Source organism: Flavobacterium piscis, from assembly GCF_001686925.1.
GTDB lineage: Bacteria > Bacteroidota > Bacteroidia > Flavobacteriales > Flavobacteriaceae > Flavobacterium > Flavobacterium piscis.
Genome location: NZ_LVEN01000035.1, coordinates 214,864 through 235,821 on the forward strand (window position 1 = coordinate 214,864; position 20,958 = coordinate 235,821).

At 33.5% G+C, this 20,958-nt stretch carries 18 protein-coding genes; 13 read left to right on the top strand and 5 right to left on the bottom strand.

From position 1 onward, the window contains the following. The first annotated feature begins 10 nt into the window (after nt 1-10). From FLP_RS15815 to FLP_RS15830, 4 genes are all read left to right on the top strand, one after another. Complete coding sequence (locus FLP_RS15815; protein WP_065450491.1) at nt 11-592, top strand: LOG family protein; 582 nt, start codon at nt 11-13, stop codon at nt 590-592. A gap of 321 nt (nt 593-913) precedes the next feature. Beyond that, complete coding sequence (locus tag FLP_RS15820; protein ID WP_065450492.1) at nt 914-1,381, top strand: SRPBCC family protein; 468 nt, start codon at nt 914-916, stop codon at nt 1,379-1,381. A 236-nt stretch (nt 1,382-1,617) separates the two neighbouring features. Next, nucleotides 1,618-1,986, top strand: coding sequence for an iron chaperone (locus tag FLP_RS15825; RefSeq protein ID WP_065450493.1), 369 nt, complete (start codon nt 1,618-1,620; stop codon nt 1,984-1,986). Nucleotides 1,987-1,991: 5 nt separating this feature from the next. Continuing rightward, nucleotides 1,992-2,672 carry a 2'-5' RNA ligase family protein gene (locus tag FLP_RS15830; RefSeq protein ID WP_065450494.1) on the top strand — a complete coding sequence of 227 codons (681 nt, stop codon included), beginning with the start codon at nt 1,992-1,994 and terminating at the stop codon, nt 2,670-2,672. A gap of 116 nt (nt 2,673-2,788) precedes the next feature. Here the strand turns inward: FLP_RS15830 and FLP_RS15835 are convergent, their stop codons facing one another. Genes FLP_RS15835 through FLP_RS15850 form a run of 4 tightly spaced genes read right to left on the bottom strand, consistent with a single transcriptional unit; the run spans nt 2,789 to nt 6,730 of the window. Next, a complete protein-coding gene (locus FLP_RS15835; protein ID WP_065450495.1) occupies nt 2,789-3,151 on the bottom strand; it encodes a VOC family protein in 363 nt (120 codons plus the stop codon). A gap of 20 nt (nt 3,152-3,171) precedes the next feature. Further along, a complete protein-coding gene (locus FLP_RS15840; protein ID WP_083195890.1) occupies nt 3,172-3,867 on the bottom strand; it encodes a VanW family protein in 696 nt (231 codons plus the stop codon). Further along, a complete protein-coding gene (locus FLP_RS15845) occupies nt 3,864-4,526 on the bottom strand; it encodes a class I SAM-dependent methyltransferase (RefSeq protein WP_065450497.1) in 663 nt (220 codons plus the stop codon). The genes FLP_RS15840 and FLP_RS15845 overlap by 4 nt, the downstream gene beginning before the upstream one ends. A gap of 56 nt (nt 4,527-4,582) precedes the next feature. Further along, nucleotides 4,583-6,730, bottom strand: a complete 2,148-nt coding sequence (locus FLP_RS15850) for a cation:proton antiporter (protein ID WP_065450498.1) — start codon at nt 6,728-6,730, stop codon at nt 4,583-4,585. 311 nt (nt 6,731-7,041) lie between these two features. Between FLP_RS15850 and FLP_RS15855 the strand changes: the two genes are divergently transcribed. The 9 genes from FLP_RS15855 to ypfJ all read left to right on the top strand — a co-directional run bounded on the left by FLP_RS15855 (nt 7,042) and on the right by ypfJ (nt 19,304). Further along, nucleotides 7,042-8,469 (top strand): L-serine ammonia-lyase, encoded by a 1,428-nt coding sequence (locus FLP_RS15855; protein ID WP_065450499.1) that lies wholly within the window; start codon nt 7,042-7,044, stop codon nt 8,467-8,469. A gap of 122 nt (nt 8,470-8,591) precedes the next feature. Next, nucleotides 8,592-9,788, top strand: coding sequence for an SH3 domain-containing protein (locus tag FLP_RS15860; RefSeq protein WP_065450500.1), 1,197 nt, complete (start codon nt 8,592-8,594; stop codon nt 9,786-9,788). A gap of 49 nt (nt 9,789-9,837) precedes the next feature. Next, nucleotides 9,838-10,656, top strand: coding sequence for a 3-methyl-2-oxobutanoate hydroxymethyltransferase (gene panB / locus FLP_RS15865; protein ID WP_065450501.1), 819 nt, complete (start codon nt 9,838-9,840; stop codon nt 10,654-10,656). A 107-nt stretch (nt 10,657-10,763) separates the two neighbouring features. Beyond that, a complete protein-coding gene (locus FLP_RS15870) occupies nt 10,764-11,114 on the top strand; it encodes a four helix bundle protein (protein WP_065450658.1) in 351 nt (116 codons plus the stop codon). Between the two features lie 96 nt (nt 11,115-11,210). After that, nucleotides 11,211-11,900, top strand: coding sequence for an RluA family pseudouridine synthase (locus FLP_RS15875; RefSeq protein ID WP_065450502.1), 690 nt, complete (start codon nt 11,211-11,213; stop codon nt 11,898-11,900). Nucleotides 11,901-11,975: 75 nt separating this feature from the next. Then, nucleotides 11,976-13,304, top strand: coding sequence for an aldehyde dehydrogenase (locus FLP_RS15880; RefSeq protein WP_065450503.1), 1,329 nt, complete (start codon nt 11,976-11,978; stop codon nt 13,302-13,304). A 122-nt stretch (nt 13,305-13,426) separates the two neighbouring features. Then, a complete protein-coding gene (locus FLP_RS15885) occupies nt 13,427-14,218 on the top strand; it encodes a DUF2189 domain-containing protein (protein WP_065450504.1) in 792 nt (263 codons plus the stop codon). Between the two features lie 91 nt (nt 14,219-14,309). Continuing rightward, nucleotides 14,310-18,362, top strand: a complete 4,053-nt coding sequence (locus FLP_RS15890; RefSeq protein ID WP_065450505.1) for a PAS domain S-box protein — start codon at nt 14,310-14,312, stop codon at nt 18,360-18,362. 93 nt (nt 18,363-18,455) lie between these two features. Continuing rightward, nucleotides 18,456-19,304, top strand: coding sequence for a KPN_02809 family neutral zinc metallopeptidase (ypfJ, locus tag FLP_RS15895; protein WP_065450506.1), 849 nt, complete (start codon nt 18,456-18,458; stop codon nt 19,302-19,304). A gap of 125 nt (nt 19,305-19,429) precedes the next feature. Here ypfJ and nadB read toward each other — a convergent pair whose 3' ends face one another. Further along, a complete protein-coding gene (nadB, locus tag FLP_RS15900; RefSeq protein ID WP_065450507.1) occupies nt 19,430-20,953 on the bottom strand; it encodes an L-aspartate oxidase in 1,524 nt (507 codons plus the stop codon). Between the last annotated feature and the right edge of the window lie 5 nt (nt 20,954-20,958).

Consider the following 20,958-nt stretch of genomic DNA (forward strand, 5'->3'; position numbering starts at 1 on the left):
ACACAAACAAATGAAAAGAATTACAGTTTTCTGCGGATCTAGTTTTGGAACCGAAGAAATTTACAAAGAACAGGCAACATTGCTGGGACAAACCTTAGCAAAACAAAATATTGAATTGGTTTACGGCGGAGCAAACGTAGGTTTAATGGGCGCTGTAGCCGACGGAATCTTAAATCAAGGCGGAAAAGCAATTGGAGTTTTACCCAATTTTTTAAGATCTAAAGAAATTGCACATTTAGGCCTGACCGAATTGATTTTGGTAGAAAGTATGCACGAAAGAAAAACCAAAATGAACGATTTATGCGACGGCGTAATTGCGCTTCCTGGTGGTTTTGGAACTCTCGAAGAACTTTTTGAAATGCTTACCTGGGCGCAATTAGGACTTCATAAAAAACCAATTGCGATTTTAAACATCAATGGCTTTTACGATGCTTTGATCGAATTAACAAAAGTAATGGTAGAAAAAGGTTTACTGAAAGAGGCTAATCAGCAAATGCTTTTGGTGAGCGATAACATTGACAACTTATTAGATCAAATGAAAAATTACGTGGCGCCAACCACCGGAAAATGGATTGACAAAGATCAGGTTTAAACCAACTTTAAATCATAGAGTATAGAATCCATACAGGTTAAGACTTGCGTGCATTTTTTTTTGAAGTTATTTGGGATTTCTTTCTTAAATTAGAGGTCGTAAAAATTTGTTTCAAGTTTCAAGTTTTTTTTGTTTCAAGTGTATACACCAGTTTTGTCATTCCGAAGAACGGGGAATCACACTAGTTGATCGACAAAGATTAGCGACATTCTTTGCGGAGTTTCGTGTGTGATTCCCCGTTCCTCGGAATGACAAACTGCGTGATTTTATGTTTCAAATTTTACAAATAACATTTTACAAACAACATCTCACCAATAAAAAATGAAAACAGAAAACAACCACTTCGCCAAAGCCGAAATGCTAATTAGAAAACCTGTTTCAGAAGTTTTTCAGGCTTTTACAGATCCGGAAATTACCCGTAATTTTTGGTTTACAAAAGGTTCCGGAAAACTAGAACAAGATACTACAACCGAATGGACCTGGGAAATGTACGGATTTTCATTAACCGTTACGACTCATGTTTTGCAGGAAAATCATAAGATTGTGATCGAATGGGGAAATCCGGACGAAAGTACTTTGGTCGAATGGATTTTTAGTCCATTAAACGAAAATGAAACATTTGTAAGCATTATCAATTCAGGTTTAAAAGGAGATTCGGATAAAATAATCGATCAGGTCCGCAATTCTACTGAAGGCTTTACACTGGTTTTGGCTGGAGCCAAAGCATATTTGGAACATAATATTCAGTTGAATCTGGTTTTGGATCGATTTCCTAAAGGATTGGCATAAAAACTTATTTAACCGTAAAGTTCGAAGGGATTTTTTTTATTGGGCTGAAAATAATCTCGCAAAGTTTTTAGCACATTTCTGGTTCCTTTTTCACGCAGATTTTGAAGATTGAGCAGATTCAAAATTTGTAATTGAATCTAAATCAAAGTTTAAAGAGAAAATATTAAAAAACTTTGCGCCTCCGCGCCTTTGCGAGATTAAAAAAGAACAAACTTTAAAATAAATTGCATTAAAAAATGGACACAAAGAAACCAGCAAATATCGACGAATATATTGGCGCGTTCCCCAATGATGTTCAGGAGATTTTAGAAAAAATCAGGGCAACGATTCAGAAAGCAGCGCCAGATGCCAAAGAAAAAATCAGTTATTCGATGCCGGCTTTTGAGCAAAATGGCATCGTGGTCTATTTTGCTGCATTCAAAAATCATATTGGTTTATATGCATTACCAAGCGGACATGAAACTTTTAGGGAAGAACTTTCGAAGTATAAATCAGGTAAAGGTTCTGTACAATTCCCTCTGGATCAACCAATGCCATTTGACCTGATTGCCAAAATTGTAAAGTTTAGGGTAAAAGAAAACTTCGAAAAAACAAATAAGAAATAATTTAAATGAATTTAACCGAACATTACAATCAACTTTATAAAAAATCCTCCAAAGCTATTCTTACGGAGCAATATAAATTAGATCCTCAAATAAATAATCCGTCAGATTCCAGATTTGGTCTCACGTTGCTCATTCGCCCAAGCGAAACCATTAAAGCAAATATTCAGTTATTTTTAGAAGAAATAAAGGCAATTGAACCCAATCAGTATTATTATCCTGATTCTGATATTCACATTACGGTAATGGGAATTATTTCCTGTTACGAAGGGTTTACGTTAGATCAAATAAATATTCCCGAATATATTGATCTAATTGAGCAAAGTTTGGTTGAACTAGATCAAATCGAAATTGAATTTCGGGGCCTTACAGCTTCACCTTCTGCTATAATGATTCAGGGTTTTCCAACGGATGAATCGTTGAATATTTTCAGGAATAAACTTCGGGAGAGCTTTAAAAACTCTACTTTAGAGCAAAGTATCGACAGTCGTTATACCATTGCAGCAGCACATTCTACGGTAATGAGATTTCAGGAAAAACTTGAAAACACGAAACAATTAATACAAGTTGCAGAAAAATTTCGTGACTATAATTTTGGAAAATTTCAGGTTAAAAAACTCGAACTGGTTTATAATGATTGGTATCAGCGAGAAAGAAACACCATTCATCTAGCCGATTTCAACTTATAAGTGTCGATTTTTTTGCCACGTCCCGAGCGATAGCGAACAGGCAAAGCAATTTCATTAATTGAAATGACGGTAAATTCAAAAAAACTTATTGCCTTAGTGTCTTAGTGGCAAAAAACTTATTTATTAAACTTCCCAAAGTGCCATAAAACACCTGAAGGATCATGCAAAAAACATTCGCTTCCCCAATCAAGATGAACAGTTGGCGTTAGTTTTACACCATATTTTTCTGTTAAGTTTAAGGCCAATAAATGATTGTAATAATCATCGACATCTTCGACTTCTAAGAAAATCATAGTATTTTCAATCCATTCTTTCGCATAATAATCCTGAAGGTAAAACGCAATTTCCCCAGTTTTAAAAACAGAAAATTTTGGGTCTAAAACTGTTTCTTCGAAACCTAAATCTTTATAGAAATTTCTGGAGACTTCAAAATCTTTGGCTCCTATAAATGGACGGATTGATTGGGCTTTATGTTTCATCTTTATTGAGTTTTATAACACTACACGACTTTTATGTACCGGGATTGGTTGAGCAATTTTCTGTCACTATTCAGTACATTTACAATAACATTTTTTTGATCCATTTTAGATTCAAAAAACAATTGCTTCTCTTCGATCCTTTTTTCACTTCGCAAATTTACCTGAATAAAATTGTCTTTTATCTCCATTTCAAATTTAATCGAAAACGGCAGATTATTTTTTACTCTTAAATCTTTGTAACCATACACAATTGTAGCATCTGTACCTAAGGGTGTAAATCTGGTTTCATCTGTGTAAATATCAACAGAATGATTGTGCCTTTCTACAATTTCCAACCCTGCAATTAAACTGATATGATAAATAATTCCGGAGACCTGACACAAACCGCCTCCGTTTTGTTCTGTTAATTTTCCGTTTACCAAAGTTCTGCTTTTTTTGAAATCGTATTCGGGGTTTCCCACAATTTTAAAAAAAGAGAAAATCTGATTGGGCTTCATACTATATTCATTAATTTTTCCTGAAGCTATTTCAAGATTATGAAGCTTATTTTCAAAAGAAATTCCTTTTTTTATCTCCTGCGATAACGAAATCGAATAATCAAAATTCACGTTATTATTGGTCTTTTTAGAAAATTGAAAGCATCTTTTACTCCACAAATCATTTGTAAACCTGATTAATAATTTTACATTTATCTTGAGTTGTTTCCAGCTATTCATCTCTTTTCTAATTCTATAATGAAGTAAGAACTATACTCTTTCAGGAATGAATTGGCTAAAAATGAATCGAGCTTTATCAAAGGCTTTCGGCAAAATTCAGGAAATCGATGTATGGGGAAAAACAAAAAACCAAACGTTCTTTTAATCTTAAAATTTGGATGTGCTTCTAAATCTTTAATACTTAAACTAGTTGCTCCGTGCCAATTTGCTTTTTTATTACCCAACAAATTTCTTCGTTTTCGCGATGGAATATCAAAAATAATTCGGCCATTCTTTTTCAAAATCCTGTTTGATTCTTCTAAAACATGATTGATTTTATCCTGATCCAAATGCATAAAAAAATGAAAACTAATAATGGTATCTACAGAATTGTCCTGTAACGTTATTTGATGAGCTTCGTTTTGTAAAAATGTTTTTTCGGGAAACTTTCTTCTCGCTACTTCGATCATTTCAGCGCTTGCATCAACTCCTATAGAAGCATAATTTAAAAGTCTGCCAGTACCGCAAGCTAAATCAAGAATTTGCTCGTTTTGGTTCGTTAATAACGTATCAAGGATTTTTCGCTCCTGAGTGTCTATAAATCTTCCGTAAGAATTATCAAATCTATTCTGATCATAAGTGCTTGCCAGATCATTATAGTAATGTACAATTTCGCTCATTCTTAATTTTTAAATCAAAATCAAAAATAATAAAATTCTTACTCGAAAAACATTTTTTATCCTTTATTAAAAATACTTCCCAAACCACGGCCAATTTGTTCAATCGCTTCAAGTCCTTTTGTTAATGGCGTCGCAGTAAAATCTTCGTAGGCATCCATAGAAGTTCCTTTGCGATCGTCTTGCGAATACACTAAAATAAGATTGTTGTCATCGAATGATTTTTCGAACTTCTGAGGTAATTTATCAAAAATCGACTGGTAGGAAACAGAACCTTTTCGAGAGAGGTTAAAAACAATTAAATCAGTTGGTTTTATTTCGTCAGAAATCGATTCAAAATCTTCCCAATCCATAATGCTTTTAAAACCTAACTTGGCATTTAATTTTAAATTAGCCGCAATTTGCTGGATCGTTTGATGTGTTTTATACTCGGCATAAATCACAATAGGGATACTTAATTCCTGTGATAATCGGCAGATTTTCTGTAATAATAAATGAAATCCAACTCCTCTTTCAGAAAAAGGAGGACAAATAAAAACCAACCTTTTTTCTTCTATAAAAGTTTTTTGAAACCTACAGATGAATAAACTTTTATCGACATTATTAATAATCGAATCTACGTTTTCTCCAAAAATTTTATCCAGAAAACCTGTTTTTCTTGGCCAGCCCACAATCACAATATCTGACATAATTTCTTTCGAAGTTCTGGCAATTCCGCTCGCAGGATTATGATCAATTCTGGCAATTGTATTTATTTTTACTTCTGATGCAGATCCCTGAATCACGAATTTGTCAACCGCTTTTCGATACTTTAGAATATTTTTTTCGGCCTGATCATTATTAGGAACAATCGTTAACAATGTGACCGGATTAGATGATTTCTTGTCTTTTATTAAAAGCGCAAAATCTAATAAAGTGGCTGTCGCCGAAGTTTTTGCTAACGGAATTAGTATGTGTTCGTCTAAAATCTGATCGCTATGTGCATCTTCATGAGAAACTTCTTCCTCGCAAATTGCTATTTTTTTAGCCGCTTTTTCGGTAGCGAAAGATGCTACAATACACGTTATTAATATTAAAATAATAGTTCCGTTTAAGATATTTTCATCCAGAATTTTCGCTTTAAATCCCACTAAGATAACCGCCAACGTTGCAGCGGCATGTGCACTGCTTAGCCCGAAGATAAGCTGTCTCTCTGTTCTGGTATATTTAAAAACAATCTGGGTAAAAAATGCCGCAATCCATTTCCCAAAAATCGCCACAACACTCAAAGTTCCGGCAACAATTAATGCTGTTGGTCCGCTGAGGATTACGCTAATATCGACCAACATTCCCACAGAAATAAGGAAAAACGGGATAAACAATGAATTACCAATAAACTCGATTCTGTTCATCAACGCAGACGAATGCGGAATTAACGGATTCAATGCCAAACCTGCAACGAACGCACCAATAATAGGCTCTACTCCTGCGACTTCAGCCAAAAATGCGGCAAAGAAAACAACCGAAAGTACAAAGATATAATGTGCGTGTTTTTCGCTTTCTAATTTTTTAAAGAACCATTTGGCAATTCTTGGAATCACCAAAAACATAATCGCGGAGAAAATGGCCAGCGAAACCGTAAGTTTTATCCAGAAAGCCTGATTCAGGTTTCCCTGACTGCTTCCCATAATTACGGCCAGAATAATCAAAACGGCAGTATCGGTTAATATCGTTCCTCCAACTGTTATGGCAACCGCCTGATTTTTTGCAATACCTAACTTACTCACAATTGGGTAAGCTACAAGCGTATGCGTGGCAAACATACTGGCGGTAAGGAAACTGGCATTAAAATCATATTGCAGTAAATAATAACAAACCGGAAACCCAATCGTCAAAGGAAAAATAAAAGTAAAGAACCCAAACAATAAACTCTTATTTCGGTTGGCTTTAAACTCATTCATATCCAGTTCCAGACCGGCAATAAACATGATGTATAAAAGTCCAATTGTCGAAAATAAATCTACAGCTGAGTTTTTGGCCAGAATATTAAGTCCGTGTGGGCCAATGATAACACCCGAAATAATTAGTCCTATAATTCCGGGAATATTTATTTTTTTTAATAAAATAGGTGACAAGAGAATAATGAAAAGTATCAATGAGAAAATCAATACTGGGTTGCTAAGAGGTAATTCGAATTCTTGTAAAAAATGCTTGAAAAATTCTATCATAATATATTTTTATCTTCTGTATGGTATTTTAATTTTCGCGAAAGTTGTATCCCAATTAAAATGAAATCCCAGAAGTTATGGTTTACCGATTTCTGTTTAGAACTTAAAAAATCGGATTCTTTGTTTCCATTACAAAAATACCTAAAAAAAATACGAACTTTTCACGAAAACCGCATATTAAGCAATAATTTTTGTTTCGTTATCAAATTATTAATATTTAATATTTTTTTTAACAAAACTGCAACATTAACAAACGAAAGTAAAAGTTCATTGCATTATTCAATTATCTTTGTCTTAATAAATATTGCACAATGGAAGAATGTATCTCTGTTTTTGATATGCTTAAAATTGGCGTTGGCCCCTCAAGTTCGCATACTTTAGGGCCTTGGAGAGCCGCAGAACGTTTTTTAGAAGAGTTAAAAGACGAATCAATTTTAGATCAGATTAAACGGGTAAAAGTCGATTTATACGGATCACTTTCTTTAACAGGAAAAGGCCATGCCACAGATTTATCTGTAATGTTAGGTTTAAGCGGGCAAGATCCGGAATATATTCCTGTTGATAATATTGCCGGAATCATTAAAACCATCGAAGACAGCAAAGAGATTATTCTGGCCAATGAATACAAAATTCCTTTTTATTTTCTTCAGGATATTGTTTTCAATAAAGAATTTCTTCCTTTTCATGCCAATGGATTAAAATTTACGGCTTATAAAGAGGATGATTCTGAATACGAATCTACTTTTTATTCTATCGGAGGAGGTTTTGTGGTGAAAGAAGAACGCACGAATGCCAAAATTAAAGAGGTTATAAAATGCGCTTTCCCATTCCCTATTCAAAATGCAGTTGAGCTTTTAAATTATACGGTTTCAGAAAACAAGTCCATCTCGGAAATTGTTTATGAAAACGAAAAATCGATGCGTCCGGAGGCAGAAATTCATTCGGAATTAATGCGCATCTGGAACACGATGTTAGAATGTATGTATATTGGCTGTCACACCGGAGGAATTCTTCCGGGCGGATTAAACGTTCGCAGAAGAGCTTTTGATATGCACCAAAACTTAATAGGTTTATCTAATTATTCTGATCCGCAAAGCTGGCTGGAAGAAATTAGAAAAACCGAAGTAAAATTTCGTCAGATCCTAAAATGGGTAAGTTGTTTTGCACTTGCCGTGAATGAAGTAAATGCATCTTTAGGCCGCGTGGTAACTGCTCCTACAAACGGAAGCGCTGGTGTAATTCCGGCCGTTTTAATGTATTATCTGGTAATCGAAAATCACGATGCAGGCGAAAAAGAAATCAAACAATTTTTGATGGTAGCCGGAGAAATTGGAAGTATCTTCAAGAAAGGTTCTACAATTTCGGCTGCAATGGGCGGTTGCCAGGCCGAAATTGGTGTATCATCATCGATGGCTGCAGCAGCACTTTGCGAACTTATGGGCGGAACTCCTGCTCAGGTTTTAATGGCGGCCGAAATTGCTATGGAACATCACCTTGGCCTAACCTGCGACCCAATTGGCGGTTTGGTTCAGATTCCATGTATCGAAAGAAATACGATGGGCGCTATAAAAGCCATAAATGCTGCCGAATTAGCCCTTGAAACCGATTCTAAAAATGCAAAAGTGCCTCTTGATAAAGTCATCAATACCATGTGGCAAACGGCAAAAGATATGAATTCTAAATACAAAGAAACCTCTGAAGGAGGATTGGCAATTGCTGTAAATATGGCTGATTGCTAAAATAATAAAGGTTGCCACAGATTAAAGAATTTACACAGATTAAATAAGTATGAATTAAGCATATTAAAAAAATCATTTTAAATCCCTTAATCTGTGGCAAAAAACTCTTCCAAATTTATTTCATGAAAAAATATTACTTTCTTATAGCAATCTTATCCTCTGTTTTATTGCATGCTCAGGAACGTTATTTTCTAAATTCAGATACGCGTTTGTATACTTCAGCGAATACTTCTGCTGAGTTTTTGGGCTATTTTAAATATGGTGCCGAAGTACAATTATTATCCGAAAGTAAAAATGGCTGGTATAAAGTAAAAGCCGATAACTTATCTGAAGGTTATATTCCCGAGAAATATGTGGCAACACGATTAAATGCTAAAGATGTCAAAGTAAGAGACAATGAAAATCCTATTCTAGAAGGAGGCGATAATTATTATGGCGGCAATCATCTTTTTGTTTTGGTGGCTGGTTTAAAGGCACGTGCACAACCTGATAAAAATTCAAAAATTAGAGAAATTTTATTTGTTGGTGATCCTGTAGCTATTAATTATCTTCCAAAAAATCAGGAAGACTGGGTAAATATTAGCGGTCAGTTTAGCGACGAATATGCAAGGTTTACACTAAGAAAGTTTGTTGGTAAAAGACCTGATTTTAATAGTTTATTAAAAGAATTTGACAAACTTGATGTCAATAATATTACAGAACGTAAAACTGTAGGCGAACGAATAGTACAGCTCGCCTGGAATAGTGACAATAGTAAACTGGCACCTGCTTACCAACGCTATTATGAGGTGGTAAAGCAATTAAATGATCCTAAGCTTATAGCTGATACCGAGTTGAATATGGCTATAGCCAAAGGATTAGCAAAACATAAAAAACAGGAAGAAATTACAGCATTTACAAAAAAATCAGAATTTGTGGTAAAAGGTTTAAAAACCAAATCATTATTTTTCACTCAAAAAGAATTAGTAAATGCATTGGGAAATCCAATAAAAAAAGCCAACATAAGCGATGAATGTGGTCTCTATATTAGCGAACTTTTTTATTACTATCCTGATCTGGAAGCTTCTGTAGATGAAAAAGAAAATAAAGTAGAGGTCATAAAGATTTTCATCAATCAAACAAATAAACTTATTTTCAATGCAAATGCTGCATTAGACAGCTCATTAACTGAAAAAGCCTTTATCGAAAAATACGGTTCTTATATTGGTGCATCAATAAAAAAACCGCATTCATACTCTATACCATTAGAAGACAGCCATTTTGAAATAGAATTTAAAGATGGAAAGATATTTGCCATCGAAATAATCTACTATTGCTGATTTCAATCTATAATTATTCAATACTTTTACATCTTCAAAAAAAAATAAAATGTCAGTAGCAAAAAAAGATTATAAAAGAATCACAACAAAGTCATTGATCGAAATGAAAAGCAACGGAGAAAAAATCTCTATGCTAACAGCTTACGATTTTACTATGGCAAAAATTGTCGACACAGCAGGAGTCGATGTGATTTTAGTAGGCGATTCAGCATCAAATGTAATGGCAGGTCACGAAACGACATTGCCTATTACCTTAGATCAAATGATATATCATGCTTCATCTGTAGTTCGTGCTGTAGAAAGAGCTTTAGTTGTGGTAGATTTACCTTTTGGAAGTTACCAGTCTGACCCAAAAGAGGCTTTGCGTTCTGCTATTCGAATCATGAAAGAAAGCGGCGGTCACGCTGTGAAACTTGAAGGAGGAAAAGAAATTAAAGAATCTATCAAAAAAATATTAAACGCCGGAATTCCGGTTATGGGACATTTGGGTTTAACACCTCAATCGATCTACAAATTCGGAACTTACAGTGTTCGTGCAAAAGAAGACCAGGAAGCCGAAAAACTAATCGAAGATGCCAAATTGCTTGAAAAAGTAGGTTGCTTTGCTGTTGTTTTAGAAAAAATTCCAGCCGATTTAGCTAAAAAAGTAGCCGAAAGCATTTCGATTCCGGTTATTGGTATCGGTGCCGGAGGCGGTGTTGACGGGCAAGTGTTGGTGATTCATGATATGTTAGGAATGAACAATGAATTTAGTCCGCGTTTCTTACGTCGTTATTTAAATCTATACGAAGAAATGACGAAAGCAATTGGTCAATATGCGGCTGATGTTAAGTCGAGTGATTTTCCTAATTCTGGGGAGCAATACTAGATTAGACTTCTAGACTTCTTAGATTTTAGACTTCTTAGATTTTTTAATTTAATTTTTTACGATCTAAGAAGTCTAAGTTGTCTAAAAATCTAACTAATCTAAAAAAAATGCATCAATTTAAAGAACTTCAAATTTGGAAAAAAAGCAGATTGTTTTGTTCTAAAATTTATAACGTAACAGCAACTTTTCCAAATGAAGAAAAGTTTGGGATTACAAATCAATTAAGAAGAGCATCTGTGTCAATTCCTTCAAATATTGCAGAAGGTTCATCCAGAAATTCAAATAAAGATTTCGCCCGATTCTTGGAAATTGCAATTGGTTCTGCCTACGAAGTGGAAACACAACTTTTAATTTCATCTGATTTAGGATTTATTGATGAAGAAAACACAACAGAGTTAATAAGTCTCCTATACGAAATTACAAAAATGACTTCAAGATTTCGAGCCACTTTATTATAGCTTTTTTTTAAAACTTTAATCAATAAGTTGAAAATTAAAACATGCCTAAAAAATCTAAGAAGTCTAAGTCAGTCTAAAAATCTAAGCAAGTCTAAAATGAAAATTCTTTCCAATAAAAACAACCTCCAAATTCTACACGAAGACAACCATATTATTGTGGTCAACAAGCGCGTAGGCGATATTGTACAAGGTGATAAAACAGGTGACAAACCTTTATCTGATGTTGTAAAAGAATACATTAAAGACAAATACAATAAACCTGGCGATGTATTTCTGGGCGTAATTCATCGATTAGATCGTCCTACAACCGGAATTGTGGTTTTTGCCAGAACAAGTAAAGCTTTAACGAGAATGAATGAAATGTTCAGCAATCGTGAAACTCAAAAAACTTATTGGGCAGTTGTAAAGAATAAACCTCAGGAAACAACTGCAAAATTGGTTCATTATCTTAAAAGAAACGAAAAAAATAATACTTCGAAAGCACATTTAAAAGAAGTTCCGGACAGTAAACTGGCCAGCTTAGATTATACCGTTTTTAAAGAACTTCAAAATTATGTGGCGTTGGAAATCAATTTACATACTGGTCGTCACCATCAAATTAGAGCTCAGTTAGCCGCTATTGGATCACCTATTAAAGGCGATTTAAAATATGGTTTTGACCGAAGCAATCCTGATGGCGGCATTCATCTTCATGCCCGGAAATTGATTTTCGTTCATCCTGTTTCTAAAGAAAACATCACCATCACAGCGCCAACTCCGGATGAAACTATCTGGAACGCCCTTTGATTTTATGATACAATTGTTAATTTTTTAATTTTTATCGATTAACTTGCATAGGCAAAAATCAAGTGAATCATAAAAATGGACTATAAAAACGACATCGGATACAGAAAAGAAACGCTAAAAAAGTTGTTGTATAACCTTCAGAAAAGCGAAGACTTAATTGTAAAAGCTTTATACGATGATTTTAAAAAGCCCGAATTTGAAGCTGTTTTAACCGAAACGAATTATGTCATTTCGGACTTAAAAGACACCATCAAAAATATTCATAAATGGGCAAAGCGAAAACGTGTTTTTCCTTCTCTTCTTAACTTTCCTTCGACAGATTATATTTATAAAGAACCTTATGGAGACGTTCTGGTTATTGCTCCCTGGAATTATCCGTTTCAATTGGCTTTATGCCCTTTAATCGCAGCCGTAGCAGCCGGAAACCGGGTAGTTTTAAAACCTTCTGAACTTACACCCCACACCTCAGCAATAATTGCCAAAATCATCGAAAAAACATTCCACGTTAATCATGTTGAAGTTTTTGAAGGCGGTGTCGAAGTGTCTAATCAACTATTGGCACAACGATGGGATTATATTTTCTTTACAGGAAGTGTGGCTGTTGGAAAAGTGGTTGCAAAAGCCGCAGCCGAAAATTTAACTCCAGTTACATTAGAACTCGGCGGAAAAAACCCCTGTATTATTGATGAAACTGCCAATTTAAAACTCGCTGCTAAACGTATTGTATGGGGTAAGTTTATTAATGCAGGACAGACTTGTATTGCTCCCGATTATATTTTGATCCAAAAAAACATGAAAGTTAATTTCATCTCTTTTTTAATCGAGGAAATTATAAAAGCCTACGGAAAAAAAATCGACAAATCTTCGGATTTTGCCCGTATTATCAATACCAAAAACTGGCTGCGACTAGCCAATATGATCGAACCCGAAAAAGTGATTTTTGGAGGAGAAACAAATGCCAACGAACTTTATATTTCACCAACTTTAATCGAAGAACCTGCATTGGATAGTCCTGTTATGAAAGAAGAAATTTTTGGTCCTATTTTACCTATTCTTCTTTATGAAACAGAAGCTGACATTCAAAACGTGATTAGCCGTTATGAGAAACCTCTTTCATTTTATGTTTTTAGCGAAAATAAATCGTTTGCCAAAAAATTAATTAAAACTTATTCGTTTGGCGGTGGCTGTATCAATGATACTGTTGTTCATTTTTCTAATAAAAGACTGCCTTTTGGCGGAGTTGGCCATAGTGGCATGGGTGCTTATCATGGCCAATTGAGCTTTGATATTTTTTCTCACCATAAAGCTGTCGTAAAAAAGGCAAACTGGCTCGATTTACCAATGAGATATGCACCTTACAAAGATAAATTAGCTTCTATAAAAAGAATATTGGACTGGATATAACAGCAAAAACAATTTCGTAATGTTTTTGAGATTTTCCTATGAATTTGATTAAAAATATTATATTTACGTCACATTATTTATCTTAAATTCCAGAATATAAAACAATTCTACTTTTACACAAAATGAGATCCACACTTAATCAAATCAAAGACATTAAGAATCATGGTTATACCTTAGATTTTTCAACCGTCTTTAACGCTGCTTTTGAAAACTATAAAAAAATAGCACTTTATGCCGGATTGATATTATTAGTATTTTCTATACTATTTGGTATCATTGGTTCTATTCTTTTAGCCGTTATTTTTGGTGTAGATAAATTAAACGATCCTGCCTTCTTTTCGATCAAACCTAATCAGTTATCAAGTATTCAACTCGTTTATTATATTGTGGCCACAGTATTATTTTCTGCAATTTTAAGCCCTTTTGGTGCCGGATTTCTAAAAATGGCGTATTGTGCTGACAGAGATCAGGAATTTAATGTTTCGACCATTTTTACTTATTATAAATCAAGTAAATTTTTACAAATATTTTTGGCAACTGCAATTATCTCATTAATCAGTGTCTCTATATCTACATTTTTCGAAATTCAAAATCTTAATATGATAGGAATTGTAGTTTCGTTGATGACTTCGTATTTTACATTTTTAACGGTTCCGCTTATTATATTTGGAGACTTAAAGGCAATTGACGCTATTACATCAAGTTTTATTCTTATTGCAAAACAACCTGTCGTACTTTTAGGATTAATGATCACTATTGTTGTTGCTTTGATAATTGGCTTTATGGCTCTTTTTATCGGGATTTTATTTACAGTTCCGCTAAGTTATTCAATGACATATGCTATATATTATGCGATTTTTAAAAATGATAAAGAAGATCCAATTGATTCAATTGGGCAATCGGATTTAGAATAAAAAAGAAAATTCTATACAACAAAAGAGCTTAACCTACTCTTTTTAGAGTTTTCAAACAACTTTTTACTAAACCAAACATACCTCAAATTCTATGGTAGAGAACTATAGTTTTTTCAATTCGCTGATTTCTGGAATTGCCACGCTTGGTAATGCCCTAAAATCAATTATTGCAAACTGGTATGTTTTTACTTCCGACATTATTTTTTATAACAATCCTAAAATTATACTTTTAGGATTAGCGTTATTTGGTCTTTTGAGTATTCTGGTGTATCAATTTTTTAAAATAAATTCCAAAATTGGCTATTTTATAGAAAAAAAACTGGAAACCGAAACAGCCAACAGAGAATATCAACTTTATATTTTATTTTTTGGTATTGCCATTATTCTAATCGAAATTATCAATGAACTTTTTAAAATAAGACCTAAAAGTTTATTAGTAATCAATGTTTCCATCGGATTTTCGATTCTGGTTATTTACTTCATTACAAGTAGAATTAAATTTCTAAGAGATAGGGTTCAGCCATTATTTATATTCTTTTTCTTTATTTACGTCGCTTACATTGGGTATAATATTATTTTTCATTCTAATGATGTTATTCCAATTATTGTCTTTTTAATCTCGTTCTTCTTTTCGTACAGCATTTTAAAACCCATCAAAATATATTGGCTATTTGTTGGTTTAGTTTTTAGTTTTTTAATTGCAACCGTTATTTTTCATTTAATTTCTTTAAAATCGTCCATTATATTAATCAATTTTTCTATTCTTATTTTTATTATCAATCAGGTAAAATATGCCGTTTTATTAAATAGTAAGGATAATTTCAGGTTTACAAATGAAATTGTGCATAAGGGAAATTCATTAACAATTGCCACAAATAAAAAAAACGAAGTACTGTTTTGCAGCGAAACAATAACAGCAATTCTAGGATATCTGCCGGACGAAGTAATGGGTTTGAAATTTTGGAAACTAACAAAAGAAACAGAATTTATTGAAAATATAAAAAATTTTAACAACGAGGAAAACAAGCTTTATATTCGGAAATTAAAGAGTAAAAATGGCGAATACAAGTACATCCAATGGAAAGATAAAAAGTTCTCTGATGATCTAATTATCAGTATCGGACAGGATGTTACAGAACAAATTAATGTTCAGGATCAATACAAAAACCTGATTCAAACCGCAACTGATATTATATTTGAAATCGATAGTGAAGGTTATTTTACTTTTGTAAATGACTTTGGTTTTTCGATTTTAGGCTATTCAGAAAGTGAGATTATATCACAACATTATTCGAATTTTATTCATGGAAACTACCAGCGAAATGCAGTTGATTTTTATGAAAACCTGGACAGCAGTGAAAACAATTTCCCTTCTATAGAAATTCCGATTTTAAAGAAAAACGGAAAAACTTTATGGATCTCCCAAAAAATTATAATTCGTAAAAACGATTTAGGCCAAACCATTGGTTATGCCGGTATAGCCAGAGATATTACGGATATCAAAAACATAGAAAACGAAAAAAAGAAACGCCTTAAAAAAATTGAATCTTACAATCATTCCATAAAAAAATTATCAACCACAGATTTTAGTAAATATAGTAATCTGGATACTGTTGTGGATTATATTATTAAAGAAGCCGCCACGGTTACCAAAACAAACAGGGTAAGTTTCTGGAAATATGATAAAGACTTAATTAGTTGCAAAAACATATTTAGTATTGATAATCAGAATTTAAGCGACAAAAACATATTAGATAAAGAATCATACCCCATTTATTTTGAAACTTTAAAAAACAAGGCTATAATAAATGCGCCAGATGTTTTTAATAAATTAGAAACATCAGAATTTCAAAAGCTTTATTTTACCAAAAATCACATCAAATCAATGCTGGATGTTCCTATATTTTTGAGCGGACAACTGGGCGGTGTCGTTTGTTTTGAAAGCACTCAGGAAAAAAGGGACTGGGATAATGAAGATATCAATTATGCCAGAACAATTGCGGATGTGATTTCGTTGGCTATTTCGTCGCAAAAGCGTCTGGAAGCTGAACGAAGATTAGAATTTAAAAGTCAGTTGCTTTCGGCACTTTCTTTATGCACAGAGAAATTTTTGCTGAGTAAAACCACTCACGAAATGTTTCAGGAAACCTATGAAATAATTGGTAAAGCAGCCAAAGTCGATCATATGTATTACTACGAAAGAGACTTTAATACAAATTGTATCTCCCAAAAATACAAATGGTCAAGAAAAGGAATAGAACATCAAATCACAAAAGTACAACAACTTACAGAAGACAATTTACAGGAAATTTACGAAGCAGCAAAAAATAGAAAAATCTTAAATAAGCTCACACGTAAACTTGGTGATACTTTTTTTAAACAACTATTAATTGATAACCAAATCAAATCCATATTGATTCTGCCTTTGTTTATTAATGATGTTTTTACCGGCTTTATTGGTTTTGATGATTGTACCAACGAAAAAAAATGGTCTGAAGAAGAAATCTATATCTTTCAGGTTCTTGCCAACAACATTTCATCGGCATTGGAGAGAAATCGCAATGAAACCAAAATTCTCGAAAGTGAACAAAAGTTCAAACTGATTGCCAACAATATTCCGGGTACGGTTTATTTATCAAAATTTGATGCCTTGTCGACCAAAATTTTCCTGAATGATGAGATTGCGAATTTAACGGGTTATTCAAAATCAGAATTTATTGAGAATAATTTATCTTTTTTATCCCTTATACATCCTGATGACAAGGACGAAGTAATCAGTAATCAGATTGATAATTTACATAACGGCATTCCTTTGCACAACATATACAGAATTTGCAGAAAAAGCGGCGAATACATCTGGGTAGAAGAATTTGGTGATGTTATTAAAAAAGGAGACGAAATTGAATTTGTTGGCGGAATTTATTTTGATATCACAAACAAAAAAGAAACCGAAGATGCAATAAAAGCCAAACAATTGGCCGAAGCAGCGAACAAATCAAAATCAGACTTTTTGGCCAATATGTCGCATGAAATAAGAACGCCTTTAAACGGTATTATTGGTTTTACACATTTACTGATGAAAACGGAACTTGAAGAAATTCAGGAAAAATACATGACTACGATAAATCAGTCAGCGCATTCTTTGTTAGAAATTATAAACGATATACTTGATTTTTCTAAGATCGAGGCCGGAAAGCTGGAACTTTTTATTGATTTATATGATATCAAAAAAGTGCTTGGACAGGTATTTGATCTAATTGTTTACGAATCGAACCAGAAAAACCTTAAACTGGAATTAAATGTAGATCCTGATGTTCCTAAATACATTTGGACAGATATCGTGAGAATCAAACAAATTTTGATCAATTTGCTCTCAAATGCAGTCAAATTCACCAACGAAGGTTCGATTAAACTAAATGTTTCTGTTCTGGAAAAAAATAAAAGCGGCAATTGTATTATTCGTTTTTCCGTCATAGATACCGGAATTGGAATTCTGGAAAAAAACCAAAAGAAAATTTTTAAAGCTTTTTCTCAGGAAGATAGCTCTACAACGCGCAAGTTTGGAGGAACAGGTTTGGGATTAACAATATCCAATCAGTTATTAGCTTTAATGGATAGTCGATTGCAGCTGGAAAGTAAGATTGACATGGGAAGTAATTTTTATTTTGATTTAAATTTAAAAACCAGCAACCAAAGCATTAATGAAAAATACAATGCAGAACTTAAGAAAATAAATCTGGAATTAAGCTCAAAAAATGCTGGTGCCTATCATAAAAATATCACTTTTTTGATTGTTGAAGACAACAAAGTAAACATGTTATTACTAAAAACCATTATTAAAAATTTGTATGGCACTGCTTATATTTATGAATGCGAAAATGGATACGAAGCCGTTAATCAATTCGAAAGCATAAATCCTGATCTTATTTTTATGGATATTCAGATGCCGGTTATGAATGGTTATGAAACAACAAAAGCGATAAGAAATACGATTACCGGAAAAGATATTCCGATCATTGCAGTAACCGCAGGCGCAGAGAAAGATGAAAGAAATAAATGCTTATCGGCAGGAATGGATGATTATATCTCTAAACCAATTATTAAAGGCACTGTAGAAGAAGCGTTGTCAAAATGGTTAAAATAGTTAAAACTAAATTGTTTCATTTTAACAATAATTCCTAAAAAATCTATAAATTCGTGTAACATAAAAACTCAATAAACTAAAATACAACATAATATGAAGTGGCTAGGCGGTAGACAAAGTGATAATGTAGAAGACAGAAGAGGACTTTCTGGCGGAAAAGTAGCCGTTGGTGGCGGTGTTATTGGTATTATTATTTTATTACTGAATGTTTTTGGTGGCGAAAATGGCCAGACTATAGGAAATGTATTAGAGCAAATGCAAGGCGGCCAGACACAAACCGAATCAGCTGCGCCATTAAGCAAAGAAGATAAAGAACTCGGAGATTTTGTTAGAGTGGTGCTGGCTCGTAATGAGGACACCTGGAGCAAAATTTTCGCAGAACATGACATGACTTACGAAAAACCTAAATTGGTGCTTTTTAGAGGCTCTGTAAACACAGCTTGTGGTGGTGCATCATCTGCATCCGGTCCGTTTTATTGTCCGGGCGATCGCAAAGTATATATGGATTTGGCTTTTTTTGAAGAATTAAAAACCAAATTTGGAGCTGAAGGAGGTGATTTTGCTATTGCTTATGTTATCGCTCATGAAATAGGCCATCATATTCAAACCTTACTGGGAACATCAGAAAAAATGCGTCAGGAACAAGAAGGAAAAAGCGAAGCGCAGGCCAATAAACTTTCTGTAGCGTTAGAATTACAAGCCGATTTTTATGCGGGAGTCTGGGCCCATGACAACCAGCAATATCTTGAAGCAGGAGATATCGAAGAAGCGTTAAGTGCAGCAAATGCAGTTGGCGATGACGCCATTCAAAGTAAAATGCAAGGACATGTTGTTCCGGATTCATTTACGCACGGTACATCAGAACAAAGAATGTACTGGTTTAAGAAAGGTTTTAAAACCGGAGATATCAAACAAGGAAATACTTTCGACGAAATACGATAATTCAATAAACCAAACTATAATAACCAAATGAGCATGACTTAATCGTCATGCTTTTTTGGTTATTATAGACAATACTTTTTTTGTAAACGGTTTGAATTATTTAAAATGATTACAGAAAATGTAATTTAATAACTTGTAACCTTTTTTAAAACCTCGGTCTTATTCTGTTCTACAATAATTTTAGCAACGGTAAGCATATTAGTAAATTCAACAAGCTGTGTTGTTATTTTTTGCTTTCTAAATAATAAGCCTACTGTTGTCATTTTCATCGATTCTATTCTATTTAATATTTTAAGAAAATCAGAATCTTTACTGGCATAAAAAAAAGTCATCATGGTTTGAAGCTCTTTTTTCAATTTTATAAAGTAATTAGAATCTTTGTCCAGTAAAGGCTCATCGAACTTCAACAGGCTTTTTTTTGAGGAGAAAGATAAATCATCAATAGTCCTGCCGATATGATCCGAAGCCTGGTGAGCAAAAACCAAAGCTTCTAATAAGGAGTTTGAAGCCAATCTGTTTTTCCCATGCAAACCTGTTCTGGAACATTCACCTATGGCATAGAGATTCTTTATATTGGTTTGTGATTTTTTATTTACACTAATACCGCCACATTGATAATGAGCAACGGGAACAATAGGAATTAAATCTTTTTCAGGATGTAATCCAATAGTCTTGCAATATGCTGTAATAGACGGAAAATGAGTATAAAATTCATCAAAATCAAGATGTCGGCAATCCAAATAAACATACTGCTTTCCGGACATTTGTATTTCTTTGCTTATGGCTTGCGATACTACATCCCTTGTTGCCAATTCCCCCCGAATATCATCTTTAAAAATAAAACGCTTTTGATCTTCATTAACAATGTGCGCCCCAAAACCTCTTACAGCTTCAGAAATTAAAAAGAACGGATTTTTATTTTCTTCATACAATGCTGTTGGGTGAAACTGTATGTATTGCATATCCTTTATTACAGCTCCGGCGCGGGAAGCTATTGCAATTCCGTCACCAGTTGCAATCTCAGGATTGGTCGTATTCTTAAAAATCTGTCCACATCCTCCTGTACTCAAAACTACCGTTTTAGTACGTACGTATTTTACTTTCTTATTGATTTTATCACAATAAAAAGCGCCTTTACAACGAATCTTTCCGTTACTTTTTTTAGTATCGACATCAATAACCAAATGGTCTTCAAGAACTGTAATGTTCGATAAGTATTTTACAGTTTCAATTAGATTTTTTTCTATTTCTGCTCCGGATATATCTTTATGATGCAAAATACGATGTTGAGAATGTCCGCCTTCCAAACCTAAATTCCATATTCCGGATTTATTTTTATCAAAAGAAACTCCAATATCAATAAGTTCTTTTAATCGCTCAGGAGCCTGATGTATTACCATTTTCACAATTTCTTCATCGCATAAACCTCCACCCGATCTTAAGGTATCTTCTATATGTTGTTCAAAACTATCCTCTATGTAATCCGTAACAACAGCAATACCACCTTGAGCCAATTGGGTATTAGAGTTTTTGACCTTGTCTTTGGTCATAATTGTTATGGATAAATCTGGTCGCTTTTTTGCAATTTTTATCGCAAAAAATAAACCCGCTATTCCGGAACCAATTATAAGTATATCAGTTTTTTTCATGTTGA

Coding starts and splice junctions, on each gene's coding strand:
- FLP_RS15845 (WP_065450497.1), bottom strand. CDS start 4,526: ATGAGCGAAATTGTACATTACTATAATGATCTGGCAAGCACTTATGAT.
- FLP_RS15820 (WP_065450492.1), top strand. CDS start 914: ATGAAAACAGAAAACAACCACTTCGCCAAAGCCGAAATGCTAATTAGA.
- FLP_RS15885 (WP_065450504.1), top strand. CDS start 13,427: ATGAGATCCACACTTAATCAAATCAAAGACATTAAGAATCATGGTTAT.
- FLP_RS15830 (WP_065450494.1), top strand. CDS start 1,992: ATGAATTTAACCGAACATTACAATCAACTTTATAAAAAATCCTCCAAA.
- FLP_RS15890 (WP_065450505.1), top strand. CDS start 14,310: ATGGTAGAGAACTATAGTTTTTTCAATTCGCTGATTTCTGGAATTGCC.
- FLP_RS15825 (WP_065450493.1), top strand. CDS start 1,618: ATGGACACAAAGAAACCAGCAAATATCGACGAATATATTGGCGCGTTC.
- FLP_RS15855 (WP_065450499.1), top strand. CDS start 7,042: ATGGAAGAATGTATCTCTGTTTTTGATATGCTTAAAATTGGCGTTGGC.
- panB (WP_065450501.1), top strand. CDS start 9,838: ATGTCAGTAGCAAAAAAAGATTATAAAAGAATCACAACAAAGTCATTG.
- nadB (WP_065450507.1), bottom strand. CDS start 20,953: ATGAAAAAAACTGATATACTTATAATTGGTTCCGGAATAGCGGGTTTA.
- FLP_RS15815 (WP_065450491.1), top strand. CDS start 11: ATGAAAAGAATTACAGTTTTCTGCGGATCTAGTTTTGGAACCGAAGAA.
- FLP_RS15860 (WP_065450500.1), top strand. CDS start 8,592: ATGAAAAAATATTACTTTCTTATAGCAATCTTATCCTCTGTTTTATTG.
- FLP_RS15870 (WP_065450658.1), top strand. CDS start 10,764: ATGCATCAATTTAAAGAACTTCAAATTTGGAAAAAAAGCAGATTGTTT.
- FLP_RS15835 (WP_065450495.1), bottom strand. CDS start 3,151: ATGAAACATAAAGCCCAATCAATCCGTCCATTTATAGGAGCCAAAGAT.
- FLP_RS15875 (WP_065450502.1), top strand. CDS start 11,211: ATGAAAATTCTTTCCAATAAAAACAACCTCCAAATTCTACACGAAGAC.
- FLP_RS15840 (WP_083195890.1), bottom strand. CDS start 3,867: ATGAATAGCTGGAAACAACTCAAGATAAATGTAAAATTATTAATCAGG.
- FLP_RS15880 (WP_065450503.1), top strand. CDS start 11,976: ATGGACTATAAAAACGACATCGGATACAGAAAAGAAACGCTAAAAAAG.
- FLP_RS15850 (WP_065450498.1), bottom strand. CDS start 6,730: ATGATAGAATTTTTCAAGCATTTTTTACAAGAATTCGAATTACCTCTT.
- ypfJ (WP_065450506.1), top strand. CDS start 18,456: ATGAAGTGGCTAGGCGGTAGACAAAGTGATAATGTAGAAGACAGAAGA.